Source organism: Stenotrophomonas indicatrix, from assembly GCA_041545745.1.
Lineage (GTDB): Bacteria > Pseudomonadota > Gammaproteobacteria > Xanthomonadales > Xanthomonadaceae > Stenotrophomonas > Stenotrophomonas indicatrix_A.
This window is the reverse complement of the sequence record CP168152.1, coordinates 3,678,936-3,702,339: the sequence shown is the minus strand read 5'-3', so window position 1 is coordinate 3,702,339 and position 23,404 is coordinate 3,678,936. Positions and strand designations below refer to the sequence as shown.

Sequence of the window (23,404 nt, the reverse complement as noted above, 5' to 3'; positions counted from 1 at the left end):
CGCCGGTCATCCGCCGATATAGGCGGTGATCTCCGTCTCGGCCAGCAGTTGCCGCAATTGCGTGGCCGACGCCCGGCGCATGGGTTTCTCATCCACCGGCGACAGCGGTGCCTGGCGCAGGGCGTCGTAGGGCAGTACGGCCAGGTCGAAGGTCAGTTCTTCGGCACTGAACACCCACACCGGCACATCCAGGTTGCGCTCGCGGTCCAGCCGCAGGCGCCGCGTGCGCGATTCGGCGGGGATGCGGTGCTCGTCCAGAAAGCGATGCACGGCCTCCGGGTCGTCACTGTGCAGGTGCAACTGCACGGGGCTGTTGGCGTCGGCGGTGCCGTCCAGCACGGGGCCGGCCAGGCGCGGCGAGAAGCCGTGCAGGAACTCCAGCGCGCGCAACGCGGACTCGCGCCGCCGCTGCAGTTCGTTGCCGTGTTGTGGGCCGGAGAACAGCCGCTGGTACTCGCGCAGGGCCTGTTCGATCTCGACGTTGCGGGGCAGCGAGGCATCGTCGTGGATGCCAAGACGGCTGGCGGCCTTGAGCTTGGCCTGGTGGAAGTCGCGGATTCCGCCCTCGGCCATCAGCCGGGCGGCTTCGTGGGCGAGGCGATGACGCCGTTCGCGGGTCTGGCTGGCAGCATGCTGGTGAGCGCGGTGCATGCGATGACTCCCTGTTGCGACCTGGCTACAGACTAGCGCAGGCATGTGACATCTGCGTGGGTATTCCACGGAGGTGCCGCTGCGCTCGCCGGGCATGGCCCGGCGCTACCGGGAGAGGGCGCCCGACGGGTGCGGCATGGTAGGCCGAGCCATGCCCGGCGGATGCATCGGCGCCAACCAAGGTTGGCGACCACCAGGGCAACGCCGGGCCATCGTGCCAACCAAGGTTGGCACCCACCGAACGGTGGTAGCGCCGGGCCATGCCCGGCGAATGTATCGGCGGCAACCAATGGTTGGCACCCACCGAACCTGCGCCTTCAGAAGATATCGAACGCGGCCGCGTCGGCCTGCGGGGTGCTCTGCAGGTTGAGGTCGTAGTCGGTCAGGCGGTCCATGTCTTCCACCTTCACCCACTCCACCGCGCCGTTGAGGGTGGCCTGGACCATACCGCTCGGCGGTTCGTTCTGTGCGATCGGGGTGTCCTTCAGCGCAGTGCGCATGTACTCGATCCAGATCGGCAGGGCCGCTTTGCCACCGTATTCGCGGTAGCCCAGCGAGCGGAAGTCGTCGCGGCCCACCCACACGGTGGTCACGTACGGGCCGCCGAAGCCGGAGAACCAGGCGTCACGGTGGTCGTTGGTGGAGCCGGTCTTGCCGCCCACGTCTTCGCGGCCGAGTACCTTGGCCTGCGCGCCGGTGCCGCGCTGGACCACGTCGCGCATCATCGACACCAGTTGGTAGGCAGTACGGGCGTCGATCGCACGCGGTGCGGTACGCGCGTCCGGGTTGACCGGGGTGGCCGGCGTTTCGGTCTTGGCTTCCGGCTTGGCAGCGGCGGTGGCGTCAACCTTGGGGGCCGGGGCGCCGAAGTTGAAGCCGTCCACCACCTGGTTCACCGGCTGGTCGCTGCTGCCGGCGCAGTCGCGGCAGGCCATTGCCGGGTTTTCCTTGAACACCAGGTTGCCATCGCGGTCGTTGACCTGGTCGATCAGCCAGGTGTCCACGCGCGAGCCGCCGTTGGCGAACACGGCATAGCCGCGGGCCACCGACAGCGGCGTCAGCGAGGCGGTACCCAGTGACATCGACAGGTTCGGCGGCAACTCGGATTCGGCAAAGCCGAACTGGCTGATGTACTTGCGCGCGTAGTCCACGCCCATACCATCAAGCAGGCGCACCGAGACCAGGTTGCGCGACTGCACCAGCGCTTCACGCAGGCGCATCGGGCCACGGAAGCCACCACCGTCGTTCTGCGGCGCCCAGGTCTTGCCGCGGCGGTCGCGGAACACGACCGGGGCATCGAGCACGATCGAGGCCGGGTTGTAACCCTTGTCGAAGGCGGCTGCATAGACGAACGGCTTGAAGCTCGAGCCGGGCTGACGACGGGCCTGGGTGGCACGGTTGAACTTGTTGCCGGAGAAGCTGAAGCCGCCGACCAGGGCCTTCAGTGCGCCGCTGTGGGCGTCCAGCGAAACCAGCGCGGACTGGCCGCGCGGCAGCTGGTCGAGCAGCCATTCGCCCTCTTTGGCACCGGCGCGCACGCGCACGATGTCGCCGCGCTGCACCAGCTTGGCCGGGCTCTTGTTGGTCCACTTGGCGGCGCCGGCCGGCAGCACGATCTCGCTGCGGTTGGCCAGCACCACGGTGGCACTGCCGTCGGCGCCGGTGCTGGCGACGATCGCCGGCAGCAGGCCGGCCTGGCCGAACAGGCCGCGCAGGTGTTCGGCCAGTGCGGCGGTGTCATCACCTGCGCCCAGCTGTACCTGCTTCTCGACGCCGTGCCAGCCATGACGGTGGTCGTACAGCAGCAGGCCATCGCGCACCGACAGGTTGGCGGCGGTCTGCAGCGTCGCGTCGATGGTGGTGGTGACGTGGTAGCCCTTGTTGACCACGTCGCCGCCGAAGCGGGCGATCATTTCCTGGCGCACCAGTTCGGCCACGTAGGGCGCATCGACCTGCACCGGCGGCTCATGCGCGGTGGCGTGCATCGGCACGGCCTTGGCCGCATCGGCCTCGGCCTGGCTGACGAACTTCAGGTCGGCCATGCGCTGCAGCACATAGTTGTCACGGCGCTGGCGGGCGCGCTCCGGGTTTGAGATCGGGTTGCCCGAGGACGGGAACTTGGGGATGCCCGCCAGCGAGGCCATCTCGTCCAGGTCCAGTTCGCCCAGCTTCTTGCCGTAGTAGAACTCGGCAGCGGCGGCCACGCCGTAGGCGCGGTTGCCGAAGAAACTCTTGTTCAGGTACAGCTCGAAGATCTCGTCCTTGCTCAGCTCGGATTCGATCTTGCGCGCCAGCAGGATCTCGGCCAGCTTGCGGGTATAGCTGTACTCGGAGCTGAGGAAGAACTGGCGGGCCACCTGCTGGGTGATGGTGGAGCCACCGGGCACGCGCTTGTCGTTGGTGGTGGCCAGCAGCCACACCGCGCGGCCGATGCCCTTGTAGTCCACGCCGCCGTGCTCGTAGAAGCGGGCATCTTCGGTGGCCAGGAATGCCTGCTTCAGCTTCTCCGGCACGTCCTTCATGGTGATGGGGGTACGCCGGGTCTCGCCGAACACCGCCATCAGCTTGCCGTCGGCAGCGTAGACGTACATCGGCTCCTGCATTTCCACATCGCGCAGGGTCTGCACGTCGGGAAGCTTGGAAGAAACGGCGTAGTACAGGCCGCCAACGGCGGCCGCTCCGACCAGCGCCAGGACCAGGACAACAAGAAAGATCCAGCGCAGCCAGCGGCGGAGACGGGTCATCGGTGTCAGATTCCGATTGCGAATTTCGTGGTCGCAGAGTATAGATTACGCAAGGTGGCGGCTGGGGCCGGCACTGGGGAGTGCAAGGGGACGCCAGGGGCTGCGTGTTCATCCTGTGAGGGATGTCACAGCAGGGCGGTTGCCATTTGCTAAGAATACGTTATTAATGCGCGGACGCAGCTCTTGCGTCCAAGTGCCCGTCGGCAGGGGAGAAACCGTGGGGCTCATCCCAAAAAGTCAGTCGCCGCTCATTGGCGTCGACATCAGTTCGACTGCGGTAAAGCTGTTGCAGCTTTCCCGCAGCGGCAATCGTTTCCGTGTGGAACATTACGCCGTGGAACCGCTGCCGCCGAACGCGGTGGTGGAGAAGAACATCGTCGAAGTGGAGGCCGTGGGAGAGGCCATCCGCCGGGCGATGAACCGTTCCGGCAGCAAGGCCAAGCTGGCCGCTGCGGCCGTGGCCGGTTCGGCGGTGATCACCAAGGTGATCCCGATGCCGGCCGACCTGGACGAGAACGACATGGAAGCCCAGATCGAGCTGGAAGCGGTCAACTACATTCCGTATCCGATCGAGGAAGTGAACCTGGACTTCGAGGTGATCGGGGCGATCCCGAACAACCCGGAAATGGTCCAGGTGCTGCTGGCGGCCTCGCGTTCGGAGAACGTTGAACTGCGCCAGTCCGCACTGGAACTGGGTGGCCTGCAGGCCAAGGTGATGGACGTGGAGGCCTTCGCGGTCGAGAACGCCTTCGCCCTGGTGGCCAGCGAGCTGCCGGTTTCGGCCGAGGGCGTGGTTGCGCTGGTCGATATCGGCGCCACCATGACCACCCTCAACGTGCTGCGCGGTGGTCGTAGCCTGTACAGCCGCGAACAGGTGTTCGGCGGCAAGCAGCTGACCGACGAGATCATGCGCCGCTATGGCCTGAGCTACGAGGAAGCCGGTCTGGCCAAGCGCCAGGGCGGGCTGCCGGAAAGCTACGAGATGGAAGTGCTGGAGCCGTTCAAGGAAGCCACGGTCCAGCAGATCAGCCGCCTGCTGCAGTTCTTCTACGCCGGCAGCGAGTTCAACCGGGTCGATCACATCGTGCTGGCCGGCGGCTGTGCTGCCCTTGCAGGCCTGCCGGAGATGGTCGAGGAACAGCTGGGCGTGCCGACCGTGGTCGCCAACCCGCTGGCACAGATGACCCTGGGGCCGAAGGTGCAGGCGCACGCGCTGGCCCAGGACGCCCCCGCGCTGATGATCGCGACCGGTCTGGCGCTGAGGAGCTTTGACTGATGGCACGCATCAATCTATTGCCCTGGCGCGCCGAACGGCGCAAGCAACGCCAGCGCGAGTTCGGCATCATGCTGGGCATGGCCGCCCTGGGTGGCCTGCTGCTGTCGCTGTTGATCTGGTTCTACTACGACATGCAGGTCAGCGGGCAGAGCGATCGCAACGCCTACCTGCAGACCGAGATCGACAAGGTCAAGGAGCAGAACAAGGAAATCGACCGCCTTGACGAGCAGAAGAATCGATTGCTGGCCCGCAAGGCCGTGATCGAGCAGCTGCAGGCCAAGCGCTCGCAGATGGTCCACCTGTTCGATGCGCTGGTCCGCACCATCCCCGATGGCGTGGTGCTCACCGCTCTGCAGCAGGAAGGTGACGTGTTGACGCTGGAGGGCCGCACCCAGTCCAACGCGCGTGTCTCGGCCTACATGCGCAACCTCGAAGTTTCCGGCTGGATGACAAATCCGGAGCTGGCGATCATCGAGGCGCGTGAGCCTGACAAGGACAAGGACGGGCGCGCGACCGGCCCGGTGGCTGACATCAAGGCATTGCCGTACGTGTTCAAGGTCAAGGTCAAGCTGCCCGCGCAGAGCGAGGAAGCAGGCGCCACGCCGGGCCTGAATCCGGATGGCAGCGTGGCCGGCACCGCGCCGGTGGCACCGACGGTCGCACCGCTCAGCGCCGGGCCGGACGCCGCAGCACCGGCTCTCGCCGCGCCGCTGACGGGATCGACTCCGGCACCGGCAGCTACGCCTGCGACCGCTCCTGCACAGGTCCCAGCACCGGCGGCAACGCCTGCGCCGACCAAGCCTGTACCAGCCGCACCGGCCACCAAGCCTGAGGGCAGCCGCCTGGCGCAGCCACCGCAGGCCTTCCACGCCCCGCTGCAGGGGGATCGCGCATGAGCAAGAAAGTCGACATCAAGAACCTGGACTTCAACGACATCGGCAACTGGCCGAGGAACGCGAAGATCGTGTTCTGCTCGCTGATTGCCGTGGTGATCATGTTCGTGCTCTGGATGCTGCTGATCAGCGGCAAGCGCGAGGAGCTGGCGGGCCTGGAATCGCGGGAAACCGAGCTGCGTGCCCAATTCACCAAGGAACAGGAACGCGCGGTCAACCTGGAGCCGCTGAAGCAGCAGCTGGCGCAGATGGAGCAGGTGCTGCAGCAGATGTTGCGGCAGCTGCCCAGCAAGACCGAGATGCCTGATCTGATCATCGACATCTCGCAGACCGCGCTGTCCAGCGGCCTGTCCAACGAGTTGTTCGAACCCGAACAGGAGCAGATCAAGGAGTTCTACGCCGAGAAGCCGATCAAGCTGCGGATGGTGGGCAGCTACCACCAGTTCGGCGCCTTCGTCAGTGGCGTGGCCTCGTTGCCGCGGGTGGTGATCCTGACCATGCACGACATCAACCTCAAGCCCAAGGACAAGACCGGCGGCAACATCCGCGCCGGAGCCCTGGAACTGTCCGGTACGGTCAAGACCTACCGTTACCTGGACGAGGCCGAGGTCGCCGAACAGCAGAAGGCTGAAGCGGGCAAGGAGGAAAAGAAGTGATCCGTTCCTTCATTGCACGTGGTGGGATGGCGTTGACGGTGCTGCTGCTGGCTGCCTGTGGCCGCGGCGTGACCAGCACGCCAGGTGATGCACCCAATCTGGAAAAGTGGGTCGAGAGCGAGCGTGCGCGACCGGCGCAGCCGCTGGAGCCGCTGCCGGTGATGCAGCAGTTCGAGACCTTCGAATACTCCGCGCAGGGCATGCGCGATCCGTTCACCGATGCCTGGACCAACCCGCAGCAGGGGAATGGGGGACTGCGGCCAGATCCGAACCGGCGCAAGGAGCCGATGGAAGGCTTCCCGCTGGACGCGCTGGACATGGTCGGCACCATCGGTACAGGCGCCGGCACTGTGGCGCTGGTGATGGGGCCGGACAAGGTGACCTATCGGGTGCGTCCCGGCGGTTACCTGGGACAGAGCGACGGGCGGGTCACTGCGGTCTTCGAAGACCGCGTGGAGCTGATCGAACTGGTGCCGGATGGCGCGGGTGGCTGGCTGGAACGTCCAGCAACGCTCGCGCTGGAAGATCAATGATCGTTTACTGGGGATAGCACGATGACCTTTCACCAAGCCAAGGGGCTGCGTCCCATCCGGCGCTCTACCTTGAACCGCATCAGCGCGCTGGGAGTCGCGTTGATGCTGGCCTGCGCTCCGGCGCTGGCCGCCGCACCGTCGGAAAAGCCGACCGGCACTGCGCTGGCGGCGACGCCGGCCGCTGCGCCGGCAGGCCTTTCGGTCGCACGCATCGACTTCAAGCGTGGCGATGACGGCGCGGGCCGCCTGATCCTGCAGTTCGACGGCCAGGGCGCAATGCCCGACCTGCGCAGCCAGGGCAACAGCGTGGTTGTCGATGTCGGCAACGCACGCCTGCCGGCCAATCTGCAGAAGCCGATGAACGTCACCGACTTCGCCACCCCGGTGCAGCGCATCGACGCCAAGCCGTCCGGGGCCGGCACCCAGCTGGTGCTGAGCACGGGTGGTCCGGTCGAGTCTCTGGCTTACCAGAGTGGCAACGAGTATGTGGTGGAGATCAGCCCACGGCAGGCGCAGGCCGCCGTCGGCGCAGTCACTGCCGGCAGCGTGACCCAGGCCGCCAAGGGCGTGCCGCAGCGCGGCTTCGCCGGCAAGCCGGTGACCTTCAACTTCCAGGACGTGCCCGTGCGCACCGTGCTGCAGTTGATTGCCGAAGAGTCGAATCTGAACGTGGTGGCCTCCGACTCGGTGCAGGGCAATGTGACCCTGCGCCTGGTCAACGTGCCGTGGGACCAGGCGCTGGATATCGTGCTGCGCGCCAAGGGCCTGGACAAGCGTCGTGACGGCAGCGTGGTATGGGTTGCGCCGCAGTCCGAGCTGGCCAAGTTCGAGCAGGAGAAGGAAGACGCGCGCATCGCCATCGAGAACCGCGAAGATCTGATGACCGACTACGTCCAGATCAACTACCACAGTGCCACGCAGATCTTCAAAGCGTTGACCGAGGCCAAGGGCATCGGTGGTGGTGGTGGCGGCGGCGGTGGTGGTGGTGGCAGTTCGCAGGAAGAAAGCGGATTCCTCTCGGCACGTGGCCGCATCGTCGCTGACGAGCGCACCAACACGCTGATGATCAGCGACATTCCGAAGAAGATCGCGCGCATGCGCGAGTTGATCAACGTGATCGACCGCCCGGTCGACCAGGTGCTGATCGAAGCACGCATCGTCATCGCCACCGACACGTTCGCGCGCGAGCTGGGCGCCAAGTTCGGCATCAGCGGCAGCCGTGACAACGTCTACTTCAGCGGCGACCTTGAGGCCAATCGGAAGACCCGCGAATCGCAGGTGGACACCGCCAGCACCAACGCGAAGGCTGAGCGCGACTGGATCGCCGGTGGCCGCGTGGGTCCACCGCCGGTTTCGGTCGGTTCGGCCATCACCCGCGGCCTGAACTGGAACCTGCCGGTGGCAACGGCCAGCAATCCTGGTTCGCTGGCGCTGTCCATCCTCAACGCAGGCTATCTGCTTGATGTGGAATTGTCCGCCATGCAGGAAGAGTCGCGTGGTGAAGTGATTTCCAATCCGCGCGTAGTGACCACCAATCAGCGCGAGGCGCTGATCAAGCAGGGCAAGGAAATCGGCTATGTCACCATCAGTGGCGGCGGCGCTGGCGGTGTAGCCACCCCGAACGTCCAGTTCAAGGAAGTGGTTCTGGAACTGAAGGTCACTCCGACCATCACCAACGACAACCGCGTATTCCTCAACATGGCGGTGAAGAAGGACGAGGTCGATCAGCTGATCCAGCTGCAGGGCTACGGTACCGTGCCGTCCATCAACCGCCGCGAGGTCAATACCGCCGTGCTGGTGGAAGATGGCCAGACCGTGGTGATCGGCGGCGTGTATGAGTTCACCGACCGCAACAGTGTCAGCAAGGTGCCGTTCCTGGGCGACGTGCCGTTCCTCGGCAACCTGTTCAAGAAGCGCGGTCGCAACAAGGACAAGGCCGAACTGCTGGTGTTCGTGACCCCGAAGGTTCTGCGCGTGGCGCGCCAGAACTGAGGCATTACATCTGCTGTATCCGACCGGGGCCGCCATGTGCGGCCCCGCGTCGTTTGCGCCAGTAGATCCACGCCATGCGTGGAGGCTGTTCAGCCGTTCTTGATGCCAGCAGCCGGATGGCCTGCGATGATGTGGGGAACCCGAGCCATCCCGCGCCGGTCAAAGGCCCCCATGAACCTGCCTCCGCCGATGCCCGAATCCATTTCTCCGCCGCCTGCCCCCGTCACCTCGCGACTGCATGCGGCCTTCAGCAACCTGCGCGATGCACTGTCGGCCGAGATCGTTGGCCAGGCGGCGCTGGTCGAACGCTTGCTGATCGCCTTGCTGGCCGATGGCCACCTGCTGGTGGAAGGTGCCCCGGGCCTGGCCAAGACCACGGCCATCCGGGCCTTGGCAGCGCGGCTGGAAGCAGACTTTGCACGTGTGCAGTTCACCCCGGACCTGCTGCCTTCGGACCTGACCGGTACCGAGATCTGGCGCCCGCAGGAAGGCCGTTTCGAGTTCGTGCCGGGGCCGATCTTCCATCCGATCCTGCTGGCCGATGAAATCAACCGCGCGCCGGCCAAGGTGCAGTCCGCGCTGCTGGAAGCCATGGGCGAGCGCCAGGTCACCGTCGGTCGCCATACCTATGCGCTGCCATCGCTGTTCCTGGTGATGGCCACGCAGAACCCGATCGAGCAGGAAGGCACCTTCCCGCTGCCGGAAGCGCAGCTGGATCGATTCCTGATGCATGTACGCATTGGTTATCCGGACCAGGCGGCCGAGTCGGAGATCCTGCGGCTGGCCCGCGAGCGTGCCCGGGGTGCGCTTGGTGAGGCCGCAGCGGCGCCGGAAAAACTGCCGATGCAGGATGTCTTCGACGCGCGCCGCGAGGTGCTGGAGCTGCACATGGCCCCCGCGCTGGAGCGCTATCTGATCGAGCTGGTACTGGCTTCGCGCGACCCTTCGCGCTACGACGCCTCGCTGGCGCGCCGTATTGCCTGGGGCGCCAGCCCCCGTGGCTCCATCGCACTGGAACGGTGCGCACGGGCGCGGGCGTGGTTGGCAGGGCGTGATTTCGTCACCCCCGACGACGTGCGTGCCGTGGCCGCCGATGTGCTGCGCCACCGGGTCCTGCCCAGCTATGAAGCCGTCGCCGAAGGGTGGGATGGTGAGCGCTTGGTGCAGGAGCTGCTGGCCCGGGTACCGGCACCCTGAGTGCGCGCATGACTGGCACGACCAACGGACCTGCTCCGGGTACCAGCGAAGGCGATGGTCTGCGACCGCAGCTGGCCGAGCTGGTGGCATTGCGCCGCCTGGCGCAGCGCCCGCCGCCGCCTCGTCGAGGGCGAGCGGGCAGCGCCGGGCAAGCGCCGTCGCCGCTGCGCGGACGCGGCATGGAATATGCAGAGTCACGCGAATACGTGGCGGGCGACGACGCGCGCCACATCGACTGGCGCGTCACTGCCCGCACCGGTCGCACGCATACCAAACTGTTCCAGGCAGAACGCGAGCGCGTCACCCTGATCGTTGCCGATACGTCGCCTGCGCTGTATTTCGGCACCCGAGTGCGCTTCAAATCGGTGCAGGCAGCGCGCGCCGGCGCCGTTGCGGCATGGTCTGCACAGCGGCGCGGCGACCGCATCGGTGCACTGCGCGGCAGTGATCGCGAAGCACCGATCACGCCGGCCGGCGGTGCACGTGGCGTACTGCGCGTACTCGATGCGCTCACGCGCTGGTACGCGCAGCCACCGGCCGATGACCTCGGCCTGGAGCGCGCGCTGGACCATGCCGGGCGGGTGCTGCGCCCGGGCGCGCGGATGCTGGTACTGGCCGATCCGCAGCAGGCGCTTCGCATTCCGCCAGCGCGCTGGAGCGCATTGGCCCAGCATCATGACTTGAGTCTGCTGCTGCTGGTCGATCCGCTGGAGCTGCAACCGCCAGCGGCGCCGCTGCAGTTTCTCGCCGCACAGCAGCGCATCGGCCTGGACCTGCGCCGCAGCGATGTACGGGCACACTGGCAAGCGCATTTTGTTGAACCCCTGCAGCAGCTGCGCAGCCAGCTCGCCGCGCGTCGCGTCGATGTGCAGGTGCTGTCCACCGATGCGGCCAGCGACGCCTGGCTGGCACCGGCAGCGACGGAGGTGCCGGCATGAGTGCCTCCCTGCCACTGCGTGATGTGCAGTTGCCGGCTTCGCCCTCGTGGTGGCCGCCGGCTTCCGGTTGGCTGATGCTGATCGCCCTGTTCCTGCTGGTGCTGGCGATCATTGCTGCGGTGGTCTGGCGTCGTCGTCGTCGTCGCCAACAGTGGGTGCGTGTGTTCGATCAGGAGATTGCGGCCGTGAACGGAGCGCCGTCGGAGCTGGCGGCCATCGCCAGTCTGCTGCGGCGTGCGGCGCGTCAGGCGCGACCCGGCAGCGAAGCACTGCGCGATGACGCGTGGTGGCAGCATGTCGATCCCAAGGACACCCTGCCGCCTGCGCAGCGCAACCTGCTGGCCGAGGGCGCGTATCGTCCAAGCGTGGATGCCGCTGCCGTGGCCGACGTGCGCGCGTGGGCACGGGCGCGCTACCTGGCGTTGCTGCAGGAGCGCCGCCGATGAGCGCGCTGGCAGCTTACTGGCCCTGGCCGGATCTGCAGCTGGCATGGCCGCTGGCACTGCTGGCACTGCCGTTGCCGATCCTGATGTACGCGTGGAAACGGCGTGCCGACCCGGGCGCCGCGCTGCGCGTGCCCTACGCCGCCGCCGAACTGGAATCATTGGCCGGTGGCGGGCGCATCGGGGTTTCCTGGTTGCGCAGCGGCTTGCTGTGGTTGGGCTGGCTGGCGCTGTGCGTGGCGATGGCGCGGCCGCAGCAACTGGGTGAGGCGATCACCCCGCCACAGGAAGGCCGGCAGATGATGCTGGCGATGGACGTGTCCGGCAGCATGAGCGAGCCGGACATGGTGCTCGGCGCACAGGCGGTGGAGCGCCTGACCGCTGCCAAGGCAGTATTGGCCGATTTCCTCGACCGTCGTGCCGGCGATCGCGTCGGCCTGCTGGTGTTCGGTGACCGTGCCTACACTCTCACGCCGTTGACCGCGGATCTGTCCAGCGTGCGCGATCAACTGCGCGACAGCGTGGTCGGCCTTGCCGGACGCGAGACGGCCATTGGCGATGCCATCGCGCTGGCTGTCAAACGCCTGCGCAGCCAGCCCGAAGGGCAGCGTGTACTGATCCTGCTGACTGACGGTGTCAGCAACGCCGGTGTGCTGGAACCCCTGCGCGCCGCCGAGCTGGCGCGTGCCGAAGGCGTGCGCGTGCACACCGTGGCCTTTGGCAGCGACGGCAGTGCGCGGTTCTTCGGCATTCCGGTGGCCGCCGACCGCGACCCGGTGGATGAGGCAACGTTGCGCAGGATCGCTGAGATGACCGGCGGCCGCTTCTTCCGTGCGCGTGACACCGACCAGCTGGTCGGCATCTATGCCGAACTGGACCGGCTGGAGCCGATCGCCGCGAAGGGACCGACACTGCGTCCGCGCAACGAGCGCTATGCGTGGCCGCTGGCTGTCGCGTTGCTGCTGGGTGCGTTGGCGTGGGTATGGCCGGAGCGCCGCCGATGAGCGCCACCTTCCTGAAGATGCCCGACTGGAGCGCGTTCGAGTGGAGCACGTTCGAGTGGAGCGCGCTGCATTTCCTGCGCCCGGAGTGGTTGTGGATGTTGGCGGCACTGCCGTTGATCGTCGCGGTGGCCATATACCGGCAACGGCGCAGCGATGCCTGGCGGCAGGCGGTCGATGCCCACCTGTTGTCGCACCTGCTGGCTGGCGAGGGAAAGCGACGCGTGCGCCTGCCATGGGCGCTGCTGCTGGGCTGGACCCTGGCGACATTGGCGCTTGCTGGCCCCAGCTGGCGGCAGCAGGCGCAGCCGGTCTATCAGGCCAGCGCGCCGCTGGTGGTGGTGCTGGATCTCTCCAGCCGCATCACCGCGACCGACCTTCCTCCCTCGCGCCTGCTGCAGGCGCGGGCAAAGATCGGTGCGTTGCTGCGCGCCCGCCAAGGCGGGCAGGTGGGTCTGGTGGTCTATGCCGAAGACGCCTATACCGTGGCGCCGTTGACCGACGACGCGGCCAACGTGGCGCTGTACCTGGATGCGCTGGCGCCGGAGGTGATGCCGCGTGACGGCCAGCGCGCTGACCGTGGCATCGACTGGGCGGTCCGGTTGCTGCGGCAGACCGGTGCCCTGCATGGCCAGATTCTCCTGATCAGCGACCAGGCCGACAGCGAAGCGGTGCTTGCGGCAACGCAGGCGCGTGGTCTCGGCCTGCAGGTGTCGGTGCTGGGCCTGGGCACACCGTCCGGCGCCGCCTACCGCGATGGTCAAGGCCAGATCGCACAGGCCGCGCTGGATGACACCAGCCTGCGTGCCGTCGCCACCGCAGGCGGCGGGCGTTACCAGCGCATCGCCAGCGATGATCGCGATCTGCAGGCATTGGACGTGCTGGATGCCAGCGATGGCGGCGCGCTGGAGCGGCCCGGGCAGGCCCGGCAATGGCAGGACGAAGGCTATTGGTTGTTGCCGCCGGTGATGCTGTTGGCACTGCTGGCGTTCCGCCGCCGTGCGGTGCTGGCGGCGGTGCTGGCCGTGGGTCTTCTGCCCTTGAGCGGGCAGCTGCAGGCGCAGCCGCGCGCGCCGACACCTGCACCAGCGGGCACGTTGTGGGAACGTGCCGACCAGCGTGAGCATGCGCGCCTGGCTGCGGGTGTGCAGGCCTACCGTCAAGGTGATTTCGCTACTGCCCGCAAGCAGTTCGAAGGCATTGACAGCGATGCGGGCTGGTACAACCTCGGCAATGTGCTTGCCCGCCAGGGCGACTATGACGGTGCCATCGCCGCCTACGACAAGGCCTTGGCGCGCCACCCGCAGATGGCCGACGCCGTCGCCAACCGGGCGGTGGTCGACGCCGCGCGCAAGCGCAAGTCGTCGTCGAACAACAGCCAGGGGCAGGGCAAGGGGCAGCAGAAGCCGCAGCAGGGACAGCAGCAGAATCAACAGGGCCAGCAAGGCCAGCAAGGCCAGCAAGGCCAGCAAGGCCAGCAAGGCCAACAAGGCCAACAAGGCCAGCAAGGCCAGCAAGGCCAGCAAGGCCAGCAGCAACCACAGGACCAGAAGGGCCAGCAGAATCCGGCATCGGGGGGTTCCGGCCAGCAGGGGGCAAAGCAGGAGCCGCCGCCGGCGGCCGACCCGCAGGCCCAGGCGCAGGCCGATGCCCAGCAGCGTCAGCGCATGCAGCAGGCCCTGCAGCAGGCGCGCGCCGGTGAAGCCGGCAAAACAGCAGTGCGCGGCGATGGCGGCACGCCGCAACAGCGTGAGGAACAGCAGGCCGTAGAGGCGTGGATGCGGCGCGTACCGGATGATCCGGGGGCATTGCTGCGAGCCAAGTTCCAGTTGGAAAACGAACGTAGAAAGAGGGAAGGGCGATGACAGGCATGGCGAGCAGGCAATTCCGGTGGCCTTTGCCTGTGCTGGCGATGCTGCTGCTGTGGCTGCCGATGGTGGCCATGGCGCAGACGCGTGCCTGGCTGGAACAGGACAGCATCGCTGCCGGTGATGCGGTCACCCTGCACATCGAGACCGACCAAGGTGCACCGGACTATGCACCGTTGAATGCCGATTTCGTGCTCAGTGCGCAGAGCAGCAGTCGTCAGGTGCAGTGGAGCAACGGCGGCGTCCAGCAGCGCAACCTCTATACCGTTGCATTGACACCGCGCCGCACCGGTACGCTGCAGGTGCCCTCGTTGCAGGTGGGCAGTGCACGCACGGTGCCTTTGCCACTGCAGGTAAGCGATGCGGCGGTGGCCACCCCGCAGAGCAATGCCACCGCCTTCATCGAAACCGAGGTGGATGACCCGACACCCTACGTGCAGCAGAGCGTGGGCGTGGTGGTGCGGCTGTACTTCGCCTCGCAGCTGGCGTCGGGCGAACTGGTGCTCGACACACCCAGTGGCGCTTCGCTGCAGCGGGTGGGGGAGGATCGCAGCGACGTGCGCCAGGTCAACGGCCGTCGCTACAACGTGGTCGAACGTCGCTTCCTGCTGATCCCCGAGCGCAGCGGGGCGTTGCGCCTGCCTGGCGCGCGCTTCACCGGCCGTAGTGCAGGTGGCTTCTTCGATGACTTCTTCGGGAGCGGTGGCGATGGCCGCATGAATGCCGTCGGTGCCGAACGCACGTTGCAGGTGCAGGCGCAACCGGCGCAGGCCGTGCAGCCGTGGCTGCCCCTGCACAGCCTGCAGTTGCGCTACACCGCTGCACCCAGCAGTGCGCGCACGGGCGAAGCGGCCACCGTGATGGTCGAAGCGATCGCCAACGGCGCCACCCGGGCCCAGTTCACCGATCTGCCCGTGCCCGACCTCGGCGACGCCGCACAGGTGTTCGCCGAACCTGCGCAGTACGAGGAGACCTTCAACGGCAGCACGCCACGCCTGAAGATCACCCGTCGCTACTCGATCGTGCCGCGGCAGGTTGGATCGCTGCGTGTGCCCGGGCCGCGGGTGGCCTGGTGGAACGTGGACAACGGCAGTGCCCAGCAGGCCAGCCTGCCGGACCTGGAACTGGCCGTGGCCGCAGGCCGGGCCGGCGCGCCCGTGGCACAACCGATCGATACCGATTCCGCGCTGCCGGGCACCGCCGCACCTGCCGCTGCATCCTCTCTTGCACCGACCGCAGCCGGCACCCGGCCGTGGCCGTGGATGGCCGCCGCCGCAGGGCTGGCGCTGCTGTGGCTGTTGACCCTGGCATGGGGATGGCGACGTGGGCGCCATGCGGTCGCCCATGCCCGTACCGTTCCCCGCCCTGGGGCCATTGCACCTGCGCCGTCGTCGCGTGCCAGCGTGGCCGAGCTGCGCCGGGCCATCGATGGCGAAGGTTTCGACCAGGTGGAGGCACTGCTGTGTTCGATGGCGGGCGTGAAGCGCCTGGAACAGGTGATCGAGAGGTTGGCCGATCCGGCCCAGCAGCAGACCTTGCAGGCGTTGCAGCAGGCGCGCTGGGGCGGGATGGGCGATGTCACCGCGCTGCGGGCCCGTCTGCGCGAAAGCTTCCGTGACGGACCGCACTGGTCGGCCGCCAGCAGTGCCGTCGACACTGGGCTGCCGCCGCTGTATCCGCCGCGGCAACCCTGAACCGGCGCGGCTTGCGCGCTTTGTTAGAGTAGATTCATTTTTCGAGGAATCCCGCGCATGACAGCAGCTGCTGCCGACAAGAAGAAGTTGCCCTTGCATTGGAAGATGGGCATCGGCTTTGCGATCGGCCTGGTCCTGGGACTGATCGTGCATGCCCTGGGCGGCAGCGTGGATGGCCTGCAGACCGGTGCCAAGTGGGTAATGGACTACGTCACCACCCCGGCCTCGGGCCTGTTCCTCAACCTGATCTTCATGCTGATCGTGCCGCTGATCTTCTCGGCGCTGATCATGGGCGTGTCGGAGATGGGCGACATCCGTGCCCTTGGCCGCATCGGCTGGAAGACGTTGGCCTACACCGTGCTGCTGTCCGGCATCGCAGTGGGTATCGGCCTGGTGCTGGTCAACCTGCTCAAGCCCGGTGCCGGCGTCGACCCGCAGGTGGCCGCGCTGATGCTGTCGGAGAATGCCGAGCGCAGCAAGGAAATCGTTGCTGGCATCCATGGCACGCCGAAGGGCATGGATATGCTGCTGTCGATCGTGCCGAGCAACGTGCTGCAGGCCGCCTCCGACAATGGCGCGATCCTGTCGCTGATGTTCTTCGCGCTGATGTTCGGTATCGGCATGGTGCTGACCGACGAGGCGAAGGTGGCCCCTCTGCGCCGCGCCATCGAAGGCGTGTTCGAAATCTCGATGACCCTGATCAACCTGGTCATCCGCCTGGCGCCGTATGCCGTGGCCTGCTTCATGTTCAACCTGGCCGCGCTGTTCGGCTTCGACCTGATCATCCGCCTGGGGGCCTACGTAGGCGTGGTGGTGCTGGCGTTGGGCCTGCACATGGTGGTGACCTACGGCACCGCAGTGTGGCTGTCGGGACGCTCGCCGCTGGCGTTCTTCCGCCAGACCCAGGAGGCCACGGTGATGGCCTTCTCCACTGCCTCCAGCAATGCCACCCTGCCGACCGCACTGCGCGTGGCCGACCAGATGGGCCTGCCGCAGCGCGTGTCGCGCTTCGTGCTGACCGTGGGCGCCACTGCCAACCAGAACGGCACGGCGCTGTTCGAGGGCGTGACGGTGATCTTCCTGGCCCAGTTCTTCGGTGTCGACCTGAGCATCGGCCAGCAGGTCATGGTGATGGCGGTCTGCATCCTCGGTGGCATCGGTACGGCCGGTGTGCCGTCCGGCTCGCTGCCGGTGGTGGCGATGATCTGTGCGATGGTCGGCGTCAATCCGCTGGGCATCGGCCTGATCCTGGGCGTGAACCACTTCCTGGACATGTGCCGCACCGCGCTGAACGTGACCGGCGACCTGGCCCTGACCACCCTGGTGGCCAAGGGTGAAGCGCCGGACACTCCGGCCGAGGCCGCTGCCGCCGCGGCCCGTCTGGACAACTGACCCAGGCAATACCTGATCGGGGTCGGATCCCTTTCCGCAGGAAAGGGCTCCGACCCCTTTTCATATGCGGAATCCAGCGGAAATCACGACGTTGCCGGCCAGCGGCCGGCACGACCGCCCTTGTTGGCCTGACCCCACCCGGCGTCTGTGGGACAATAGGCCGCCCGCAGTTCCGCGGCCGCCTCCCGATTCCGACAGAACCATGACGCAGCCTACCCGTCGCCAGTTGGCCAACGCCATCCGCTTCCTCGCCGCCGATGCGGTTGAAACCGCAAAGTCCGGCCACCCCGGCATGCCCATGGGCATGGCCGACATCGCCGAAGTCCTCTGGAACGACTACCACCGTCACAACCCGAACAACCCGCAGTGGTTCAACCGCGACCGCTTCGTGCTGTCCAATGGCCACGGATCGATGCTGCAGTACGCGCTGCTGCACCTGAGCGGCTATGACCTGCCGATCGAGCAGCTGAAGGCGTTCCGCCAGCTGGGCAGCCACACCGCTGGCCATCCGGAGCGTCATGAGACCCCGGGCGTGGAGACCACCACTGGTCCGCTGGGCCAGGGTTTCGCCAATGCGGTCGGTTTTGCCTTGGCCGAGAAGCTGCTGGCACAGCGCTTCAACCGCCCGGAGCTGGAAATCGTCGATCACCGTACCTGGGTGTTCATGGGTGACGGCTGCCTGATGGAAGGCATTTCCCACGAAGCCGCCTCGCTGGCCGGCACCTGGGGCCTGCACAAGCTGGTCTGCTTCTGGGATGACAACCACATCTCCATCGACGGCAACACCGAAGGCTGGTTCACCGACAACACCCCGGAGCGTTTCGAGGCCTATGGCTGGAACGTGGTCCGGGGCGTCGATGGCCACGATCCGGAGAGCATCAAGGCCGCTATCGAAGCGGCCCTGTCGCAGGACGGCAAGCCGACCCTGATCTGCTGCCGCACCACGATCGGTTTTGGTTCGCCGAACAAGGCCGGCAAGGAATCCAGCCACGGCGCACCGCTGGGCAAGGACGAACTGGAAGCCACCCGCAAGGCGCTGGATTGGAACTACGGCCCGTTCGAGATTCCGGAAGAGATCTACGCCGGCTGGCGTGCTGGCGGTACCGGCACCCTGCGTCAGGCCGAGTGGGAGCAGCAGTTCGACAAGTACGCTGCGCAGTACCCGGCCGAAGCCGCTGAACTGACCCGTCGCTCGCACGGCGATCTGCCGGCCGACTTCGTCGCCAAGGCTGACGCCTACATCGCCCAGGTTGCCGCCGAAGGCCAGACCATCGCCTCGCGCAAGGCGTCGCAGCTGGCCATCGAGGCGTTCGCACCGCTGCTGCCGGAAATCGTTGGCGGTTCGGCCGATCTGGCGCACTCGAACCTGACTCTGTGGAAGGGCAGCACGTCCGTCGCTACCGACGATGCCAATGCCAACTACGTGTACTACGGTGTGCGCGAGTTCGGCATGACCGCGATCGCCAATGGCCTGGCCCTGCACGGTGGTTTCATTCCGTTCGATGCCACCTTCCTGGTGTTCAGCGACTACGCCCGCAATGCCGTGCGCATGAGCGCGCTGATCCCGGCCCACGCCATCCACGTCTACACCCACGACTCGATCGGCCTGGGCGAAGACGGCCCGACCCACCAGCCGGTTGAGCATCTGGCCTCGCTGCGTTACATCCCGAACAACGACGTGTGGCGTCCGTGCGACGCGGTCGAGTCGGCCGTGAGCTGGAAGGCTGCGATCACCCGCCAGGACGGCCCGAGCTGCCTGGTGTTCAGCCGCCAGAACCTGCCGCACCAGCCGCGCGACGCCGAGCAGATCGCACAGATCGAGCGCGGCGGCTATGTGCTGGCCGATGCTGCGGGCACCCCGGACGTGATCCTGATCGCGACCGGTTCGGAAGTCTCGCTGGCGACCGAAGCGAAGGCGCAGCTGGATGCGGCCGGCCTGAAGACCCGTGTGGTCTCGATGCCGTCCACCGATGTGTTCCTGCGCCAGGATGCGGCCTACCGCGAATCGGTGCTGCCGAACGCCGTGCGCAAGCGCGTGGCGATCGAAGCTGGCATCACCGGCTTCTGGCGCCAGTTCGTCGGCCTGGACGGTGCCGTGATCGGTATCGACACCTTCGGTGCCTCGGCCCCGGCCGACAAGCTGTACCAGCACTTCGGCATCACCACCGCGCACGTGGTGGAAGCAGCCAAGGCGCTGTAAGCCCCGCTGCAACGGAATACGGGGAGGCCGGCGAAAGCCGGCCTTTCTCGTTTGCGGAGCGAAACGAATCGCCCGCGCGCCAGTAGATCCACGCCATGCGTGGATAGGCGTTACATCGCGTCCCGCACTTCCATCAGCGCAAACCCCAAAAGATTCAATCCGCGCCACTGCGCCGGGTTGTGTGCGTCGGCGTGATCCTTGGCCAGGCCGATTCCCCAGATAAAATCCACCGGACTGGCTTCCACCAGAACCTGGTCTGCCGTGGCGCGCAGGAAATCGCCCAGCGCCGCATTCTGCGAGAACTTGGCCCGATTGCCTTCGACCACCAGGGCGTAGCGCGCCTGCGCCCATAGAGCCTCGTCGAAGCCGTCGATCTTCCGGCCCAGCGCTTTCACCTTGTCAGGCGTGCGGCTGGCGAGAACCTGTTCGAGGATGTCGGTGGCACCAAACAGTCGCGCTTTGCCGGCCATCATGAAGTGCTCGGCAGTGGGGTAGTGCACGCCGTCGATGTTGAAACCTGCGTCGTACCACTGGCTGAAACATGACGCCGCCACCCCCATGCGCGGCGGCTGGTGGCCCCAGAAGCACAGATAACGCAGGTGCTCGCCATCGGCTTGGCGGCGTTGCAGGTCATGCAGGAAACGGGAATCGTCGTTCATCCGCACAGCGTAGCGCATGAACACGCAGACGCCTTGGTGCTCACTTTCCTGGGGCCCTCCGGTGGAGCTGTTCCAGGTCAGTGCTAGGTTGTTCCTTGGCTCAGCCTTGGCTGCCGATGGATTCCTTGATGAGCCTTTGATGCTCACTCAAGGCCTGGTTGAAGTCGGCAAGTGCAAAGCTCACTGGTTTGCTGTCTGGATACCAGCACGTGGAGGCGCCGACTTCCAGGCCCCCGGTTTCACTGCGACCGAACCGCTGCCAGCGCACGACATCGCCCTCGATCACCTGCTCGGTCATCAGCGTAGAACAGGCGAAATCCATGTCGTCACTACACACCAGCAGCGGCACCAGGGTGGAGGTTCCATTCGCGGCAGGGATGATGCGCCGATTGGCCAGCGCATCCTCATCCTCGTCGATCAACCACATCAGTGAAAGACCATGCACTTCGAGGTCGGGATGGTCCAGATGCTGGGCCAGCCACAGCTCGATCGGCACATCGTTGATAGCCAACCAGGCGCAACTGCTGCTTGAGAAGCACGCTCTGTGGTGGATGGCTGTAATGCGGTGGCGCATGAGACGTAATCGGGAAAATGATCGAGCGATCGTGATACAGGAATGGCGAGCCAATGCCAAGCCGGCCCGCCAGCGCAGTCCTGCTATCGGCGATGCAACTACGCGGTACGCGCCAGGGCTAGCCTCAACAACCGTGCATTGAGCCGTTCGCCGAAGTCCTTGGGCGACTGCAGTTCCATCCGCTGCAGATACACCGCGTCACCATCACCTGCAGGCTGCCACAGCGCGTCCCACACGGTACGCAGCTTGCTGCCGCGCGTCTGCGTGTTCGCCTTCAGCCAGCCCAGTGCCTTCACCAGCACCTGTTCGATCTCGGTGAAGTCGCTGCCCAACGGGTAGTCGGGCAGGGTGCCATCGTTGCGGAACGGCGCCAGCGCCGCCGCCAGTGCCTGCGGTGTATTGCGCAGCTGCCGCTGCGCATCGGGTTGTGCCGCTGCTGCCACCTTGCGCGCCGCGAAGGCCTGCTGCAGCAGCGCGCCCTGGAACGGCGCTTCGGTAATTGCCGCCATCGCGTGCACGCAGTCGTCGTCGGTCAGGCCGCGCACATCGGCGATGCCGTACTCGTTGAGATAGATGTCACGCAGGTGGCGCGGAATGGTCGTGTGACCGTAGTTCCAGCGCACATTGGAGTCGCGCTGGCCACGATCATCGCGGGCGGCGCGGAACATCAACACACTGCGCGCTTCGGGCAGCGCATGTGCCATCGCCACGAAGTTGTATTGGCCGCCCACACCAGAGACCACGCGTCCGTCTTCCAGTGCATCGGACACCGCTGCGCCCAGTGCGGTGGCCATCATGCAGGAATTGAAGAAGCGTGCGTGCCGGCGCTGCAGGCGTTCCAGTATTTCGTTGCCGCCGTACAGCTGGTTGATCTCGCTGATGCGGCGCATGCCGATCGCCCCGCATTCGTCCTCGGGCAGGGTGCGCAGCCATTCGTAGAATTCGGATGAGCCCAGATAGAACGCGCCGTGCAGGTATTCGCCTTCGGCGGCCAGTGTGGCGTGGTCGATCGACAGCGTGCTGCCGTTCTCGATGCGCTGCATCAGCGCCAGGTCATCATGCACCTTGCGCTTGATCACGCCGGTCTGCACCAGGCGGCGGAAGCCCTCGTTGAGCATTTCGCTGCAGCCGTACAGGCCGATCTCGAACGGCTCCAGCCCGCCGATCTCCTGCACCAGCGGATGGCTGGCCAGTTGCGGGTCCAGCGCGTCCAACACGCGCCGGTAGCGCGCGTTGTCGGTGTGGCGCAGTACCAGTGCATGGCTGAGTGCATCGGCCAGGGTGCCGATGCCGATCTGCAGCGTGCCGCCGTCGCGCACCAGGGTGCTGGCATACAGGCCGATGGCGTAGTCGGCGTCGGCCACCGGCTGCCGTGGCAGCCCGAACAATGCCGGATACGGTGGGGGCGGGGTGATGACCAGATCGAAGAAGGACACGTCGACCGTGGCCGTGCCGCCCAGATACGGCAGCTGCGGATCGATCTCGGCGACCAGCAGCGGGCGCGGCAGGCCACGTGCCGTCATCGCGTCCAGCGTGTCCTGGGTGATGTCGTTGTTGCACGACAGCGAAAGGCGCCGGTCGTCCGGGCGCATCGCTACTTTCTGCACGATCACCTGCGGTGCGCGCTGGGCGACCGCATCGGCAGCGTGGGTATAGTTGAGGCTGGTGTAGCTGGACTGCGCCTGCCGCGAGCCGAGCAGGGCACCGGACTGCATGTAGAACTCTTCTACCTGCACATGCGCTGGCAATGCATCGCGCGCGATTGCGTCGGCATAGGCCAGGCGCGGGAAGTCTTCACCGAAATGGCGGGCCGCGAACGGCGCCATGAAGCGTGCTTCCAGCCCATCTCCCTTTGCCTGCGGCGGGTTTAGTGACAGCGCGGTATACAGCTGCAGCGGCCGCGACGGGTCCTGTTCGACGCGCGCATACAGGGCGTTGAGCAGGCGGTGTGGTTTACCCAGCGCCAGCGGCGCACCGATCCGCAGCGGCCCATCCACGCGCGCAAACAGCCAGTCAACGGCGGCGTCGAGGTCGGTGAGGTGTTCGGTCATCCGGGGCGGTCCTGCTTGGGGGGAGTGCTGGCATTACAGCATGTCGGGCTTGAACCGCCGTCGACGCGAGACTTCGGCACCGGCCACCATGAACCGGCCATCGCCGCGATAGTGCACGGTCCGTGGCAGCTTTGGGCGAGGCGCAACATGGGCGCGCACGATTTCCCAGATGAACAGGTTGCTCGATTCGACCTGGCTGTCGTCATGCAGGCGGCACTCGAAACTGGAATGGCACTGGCCCACCAGCGGTGCCCCCACGTCCCGCGCCGGCACCGCCTCCAGGCCGAACCGTTCGAACTTGTCCACGTCGCGGCCGCTGCAGTTGCCGATGTCGACCACGGTGTCCAGCAGTTCGACCCCCGGCACGTTGATCACGCACTCGCCGCTGCCACGGGCCAGGCCGAAGCTGTGGTTCTCGTTCCACAGGTAGGTGGCCACCAGCGAGGGCGAGAAGCCCATCACCATGTGCCAGCCCATCGTCATCAGGTTGCGCTGGCCACGCCAGGCGGTGCTGACCAGCACGATGGGGCCGGGCTCGAGGAAGCGCCGGGCCTGCTCGACCGGGAAATCACGTTTGCGCAAGGGTTTCATGCCGGTACCTGCGGTGGAAGCCCCCATGCTGGCGCAGTTGCGATGAATTGC

At 66.5% G+C, this 23,404-nt stretch carries 19 protein-coding genes; 13 read left to right on the top strand and 6 right to left on the bottom strand.

What is annotated here, in order from left to right; genetic code table 11:
* Positions 1–6 precede the first annotated feature (6 nt).
* Positions 7–651, bottom strand: a complete 645-nt coding sequence (locus ACEF39_RS16865) for a hypothetical protein (protein ID WP_089236654.1) — start codon at positions 649–651, stop codon at positions 7–9.
* 317 nt (positions 652–968) lie between these two features.
* Positions 969–3,395: a penicillin-binding protein 1A gene (locus ACEF39_RS16860; protein ID WP_500285889.1), complete on the bottom strand. Its 2,427-nt coding sequence runs from the start codon at positions 3,393–3,395 to the stop codon at positions 969–971.
* Positions 3,396–3,612: 217 nt separating this feature from the next.
* Between ACEF39_RS16860 and ACEF39_RS16855 the strand changes: the two genes are divergently transcribed.
* The 13 genes from ACEF39_RS16855 to tkt all read left to right on the top strand — a co-directional run bounded on the left by ACEF39_RS16855 (position 3,613) and on the right by tkt (position 19,478).
* Positions 3,613–4,671, top strand: coding sequence for a pilus assembly protein PilM (locus ACEF39_RS16855; RefSeq protein ID WP_032951624.1), 1,059 nt, complete (start codon positions 3,613–3,615; stop codon positions 4,669–4,671).
* Complete coding sequence (locus tag ACEF39_RS16850) at positions 4,671–5,567, top strand: PilN domain-containing protein (RefSeq protein WP_500285888.1); 897 nt, start codon at positions 4,671–4,673, stop codon at positions 5,565–5,567. Before ACEF39_RS16855 ends, ACEF39_RS16850 begins: the two co-directional genes overlap by 1 nt.
* Positions 5,564–6,220, top strand: coding sequence for a type IV pilus inner membrane component PilO (locus ACEF39_RS16845; RefSeq protein ID WP_500285887.1), 657 nt, complete (start codon positions 5,564–5,566; stop codon positions 6,218–6,220). The genes ACEF39_RS16850 and ACEF39_RS16845 overlap by 4 nt, the downstream gene beginning before the upstream one ends.
* A 26-nt stretch (positions 6,221–6,246) precedes the next feature.
* Entirely contained in the window at positions 6,247–6,753 is a 507-nt protein-coding gene (locus ACEF39_RS16840; protein WP_080150643.1) for a pilus assembly protein PilP, read from the top strand.
* A 21-nt stretch (positions 6,754–6,774) separates the two neighbouring features.
* Positions 6,775–8,745 (top strand): type IV pilus secretin PilQ, encoded by a 1,971-nt coding sequence (locus tag ACEF39_RS16835; protein ID WP_500285886.1) that lies wholly within the window; start codon positions 6,775–6,777, stop codon positions 8,743–8,745.
* Between the two features lie 171 nt (positions 8,746–8,916).
* On the top strand, positions 8,917–9,942 hold the full coding sequence (locus tag ACEF39_RS16830; protein WP_499291234.1) for an AAA family ATPase: 1,026 nt from the start codon (positions 8,917–8,919) through the stop codon (positions 9,940–9,942).
* Between the two features lie 8 nt (positions 9,943–9,950).
* Positions 9,951–10,880 carry a DUF58 domain-containing protein gene (locus ACEF39_RS16825; RefSeq protein WP_500285885.1) on the top strand — a complete coding sequence of 310 codons (930 nt, stop codon included), beginning with the start codon at positions 9,951–9,953 and terminating at the stop codon, positions 10,878–10,880.
* On the top strand, positions 10,877–11,326 hold the full coding sequence (locus tag ACEF39_RS16820) for a DUF4381 domain-containing protein (RefSeq protein ID WP_500285884.1): 450 nt from the start codon (positions 10,877–10,879) through the stop codon (positions 11,324–11,326). Before ACEF39_RS16825 ends, ACEF39_RS16820 begins: the two co-directional genes overlap by 4 nt.
* Complete coding sequence (locus ACEF39_RS16815; protein WP_236512707.1) at positions 11,323–12,327, top strand: vWA domain-containing protein; 1,005 nt, start codon at positions 11,323–11,325, stop codon at positions 12,325–12,327. Before ACEF39_RS16820 ends, ACEF39_RS16815 begins: the two co-directional genes overlap by 4 nt.
* 17 nt (positions 12,328–12,344) lie before the next feature.
* Positions 12,345–14,189 (top strand): tetratricopeptide repeat protein, encoded by a 1,845-nt coding sequence (locus ACEF39_RS16810; protein WP_500288040.1) that lies wholly within the window; start codon positions 12,345–12,347, stop codon positions 14,187–14,189.
* Entirely contained in the window at positions 14,186–15,886 is a 1,701-nt protein-coding gene (locus ACEF39_RS16805) for a BatD family protein (RefSeq protein ID WP_500285883.1), read from the top strand. The genes ACEF39_RS16810 and ACEF39_RS16805 overlap by 4 nt, the downstream gene beginning before the upstream one ends.
* A 57-nt stretch (positions 15,887–15,943) precedes the next feature.
* Positions 15,944–17,278: a dicarboxylate/amino acid:cation symporter gene (locus tag ACEF39_RS16800; protein ID WP_033831880.1), complete on the top strand. Its 1,335-nt coding sequence runs from the start codon at positions 15,944–15,946 to the stop codon at positions 17,276–17,278.
* Positions 17,279–17,480: 202 nt separating this feature from the next.
* Entirely contained in the window at positions 17,481–19,478 is a 1,998-nt protein-coding gene (tkt, locus tag ACEF39_RS16795; RefSeq protein WP_500285882.1) for a transketolase, read from the top strand.
* A gap of 110 nt (positions 19,479–19,588) precedes the next feature.
* On the opposite strand, the gene ybiA is transcribed toward tkt, so the two are convergent.
* The 4 genes from ybiA to ACEF39_RS16775 all read right to left on the bottom strand — a co-directional run bounded on the left by ybiA (position 19,589) and on the right by ACEF39_RS16775 (position 23,353).
* Entirely contained in the window at positions 19,589–20,137 is a 549-nt protein-coding gene (ybiA, locus tag ACEF39_RS16790; protein ID WP_500285881.1) for a riboflavin biosynthesis intermediates N-glycosidase, read from the bottom strand.
* A 100-nt stretch (positions 20,138–20,237) separates the two neighbouring features.
* Positions 20,238–20,711 (bottom strand): hypothetical protein, encoded by a 474-nt coding sequence (locus ACEF39_RS16785; protein WP_500285880.1) that lies wholly within the window; start codon positions 20,709–20,711, stop codon positions 20,238–20,240.
* 98 nt (positions 20,712–20,809) lie between these two features.
* Entirely contained in the window at positions 20,810–22,762 is a 1,953-nt protein-coding gene (locus tag ACEF39_RS16780) for an acetyl-CoA hydrolase/transferase C-terminal domain-containing protein (RefSeq protein ID WP_500285879.1), read from the bottom strand.
* Positions 22,763–22,795: 33 nt separating this feature from the next.
* Positions 22,796–23,353, bottom strand: coding sequence for a flavin reductase family protein (locus ACEF39_RS16775; protein ID WP_500285878.1), 558 nt, complete (start codon positions 23,351–23,353; stop codon positions 22,796–22,798).
* Positions 23,354–23,404: the final 51 nt, after the last annotated feature.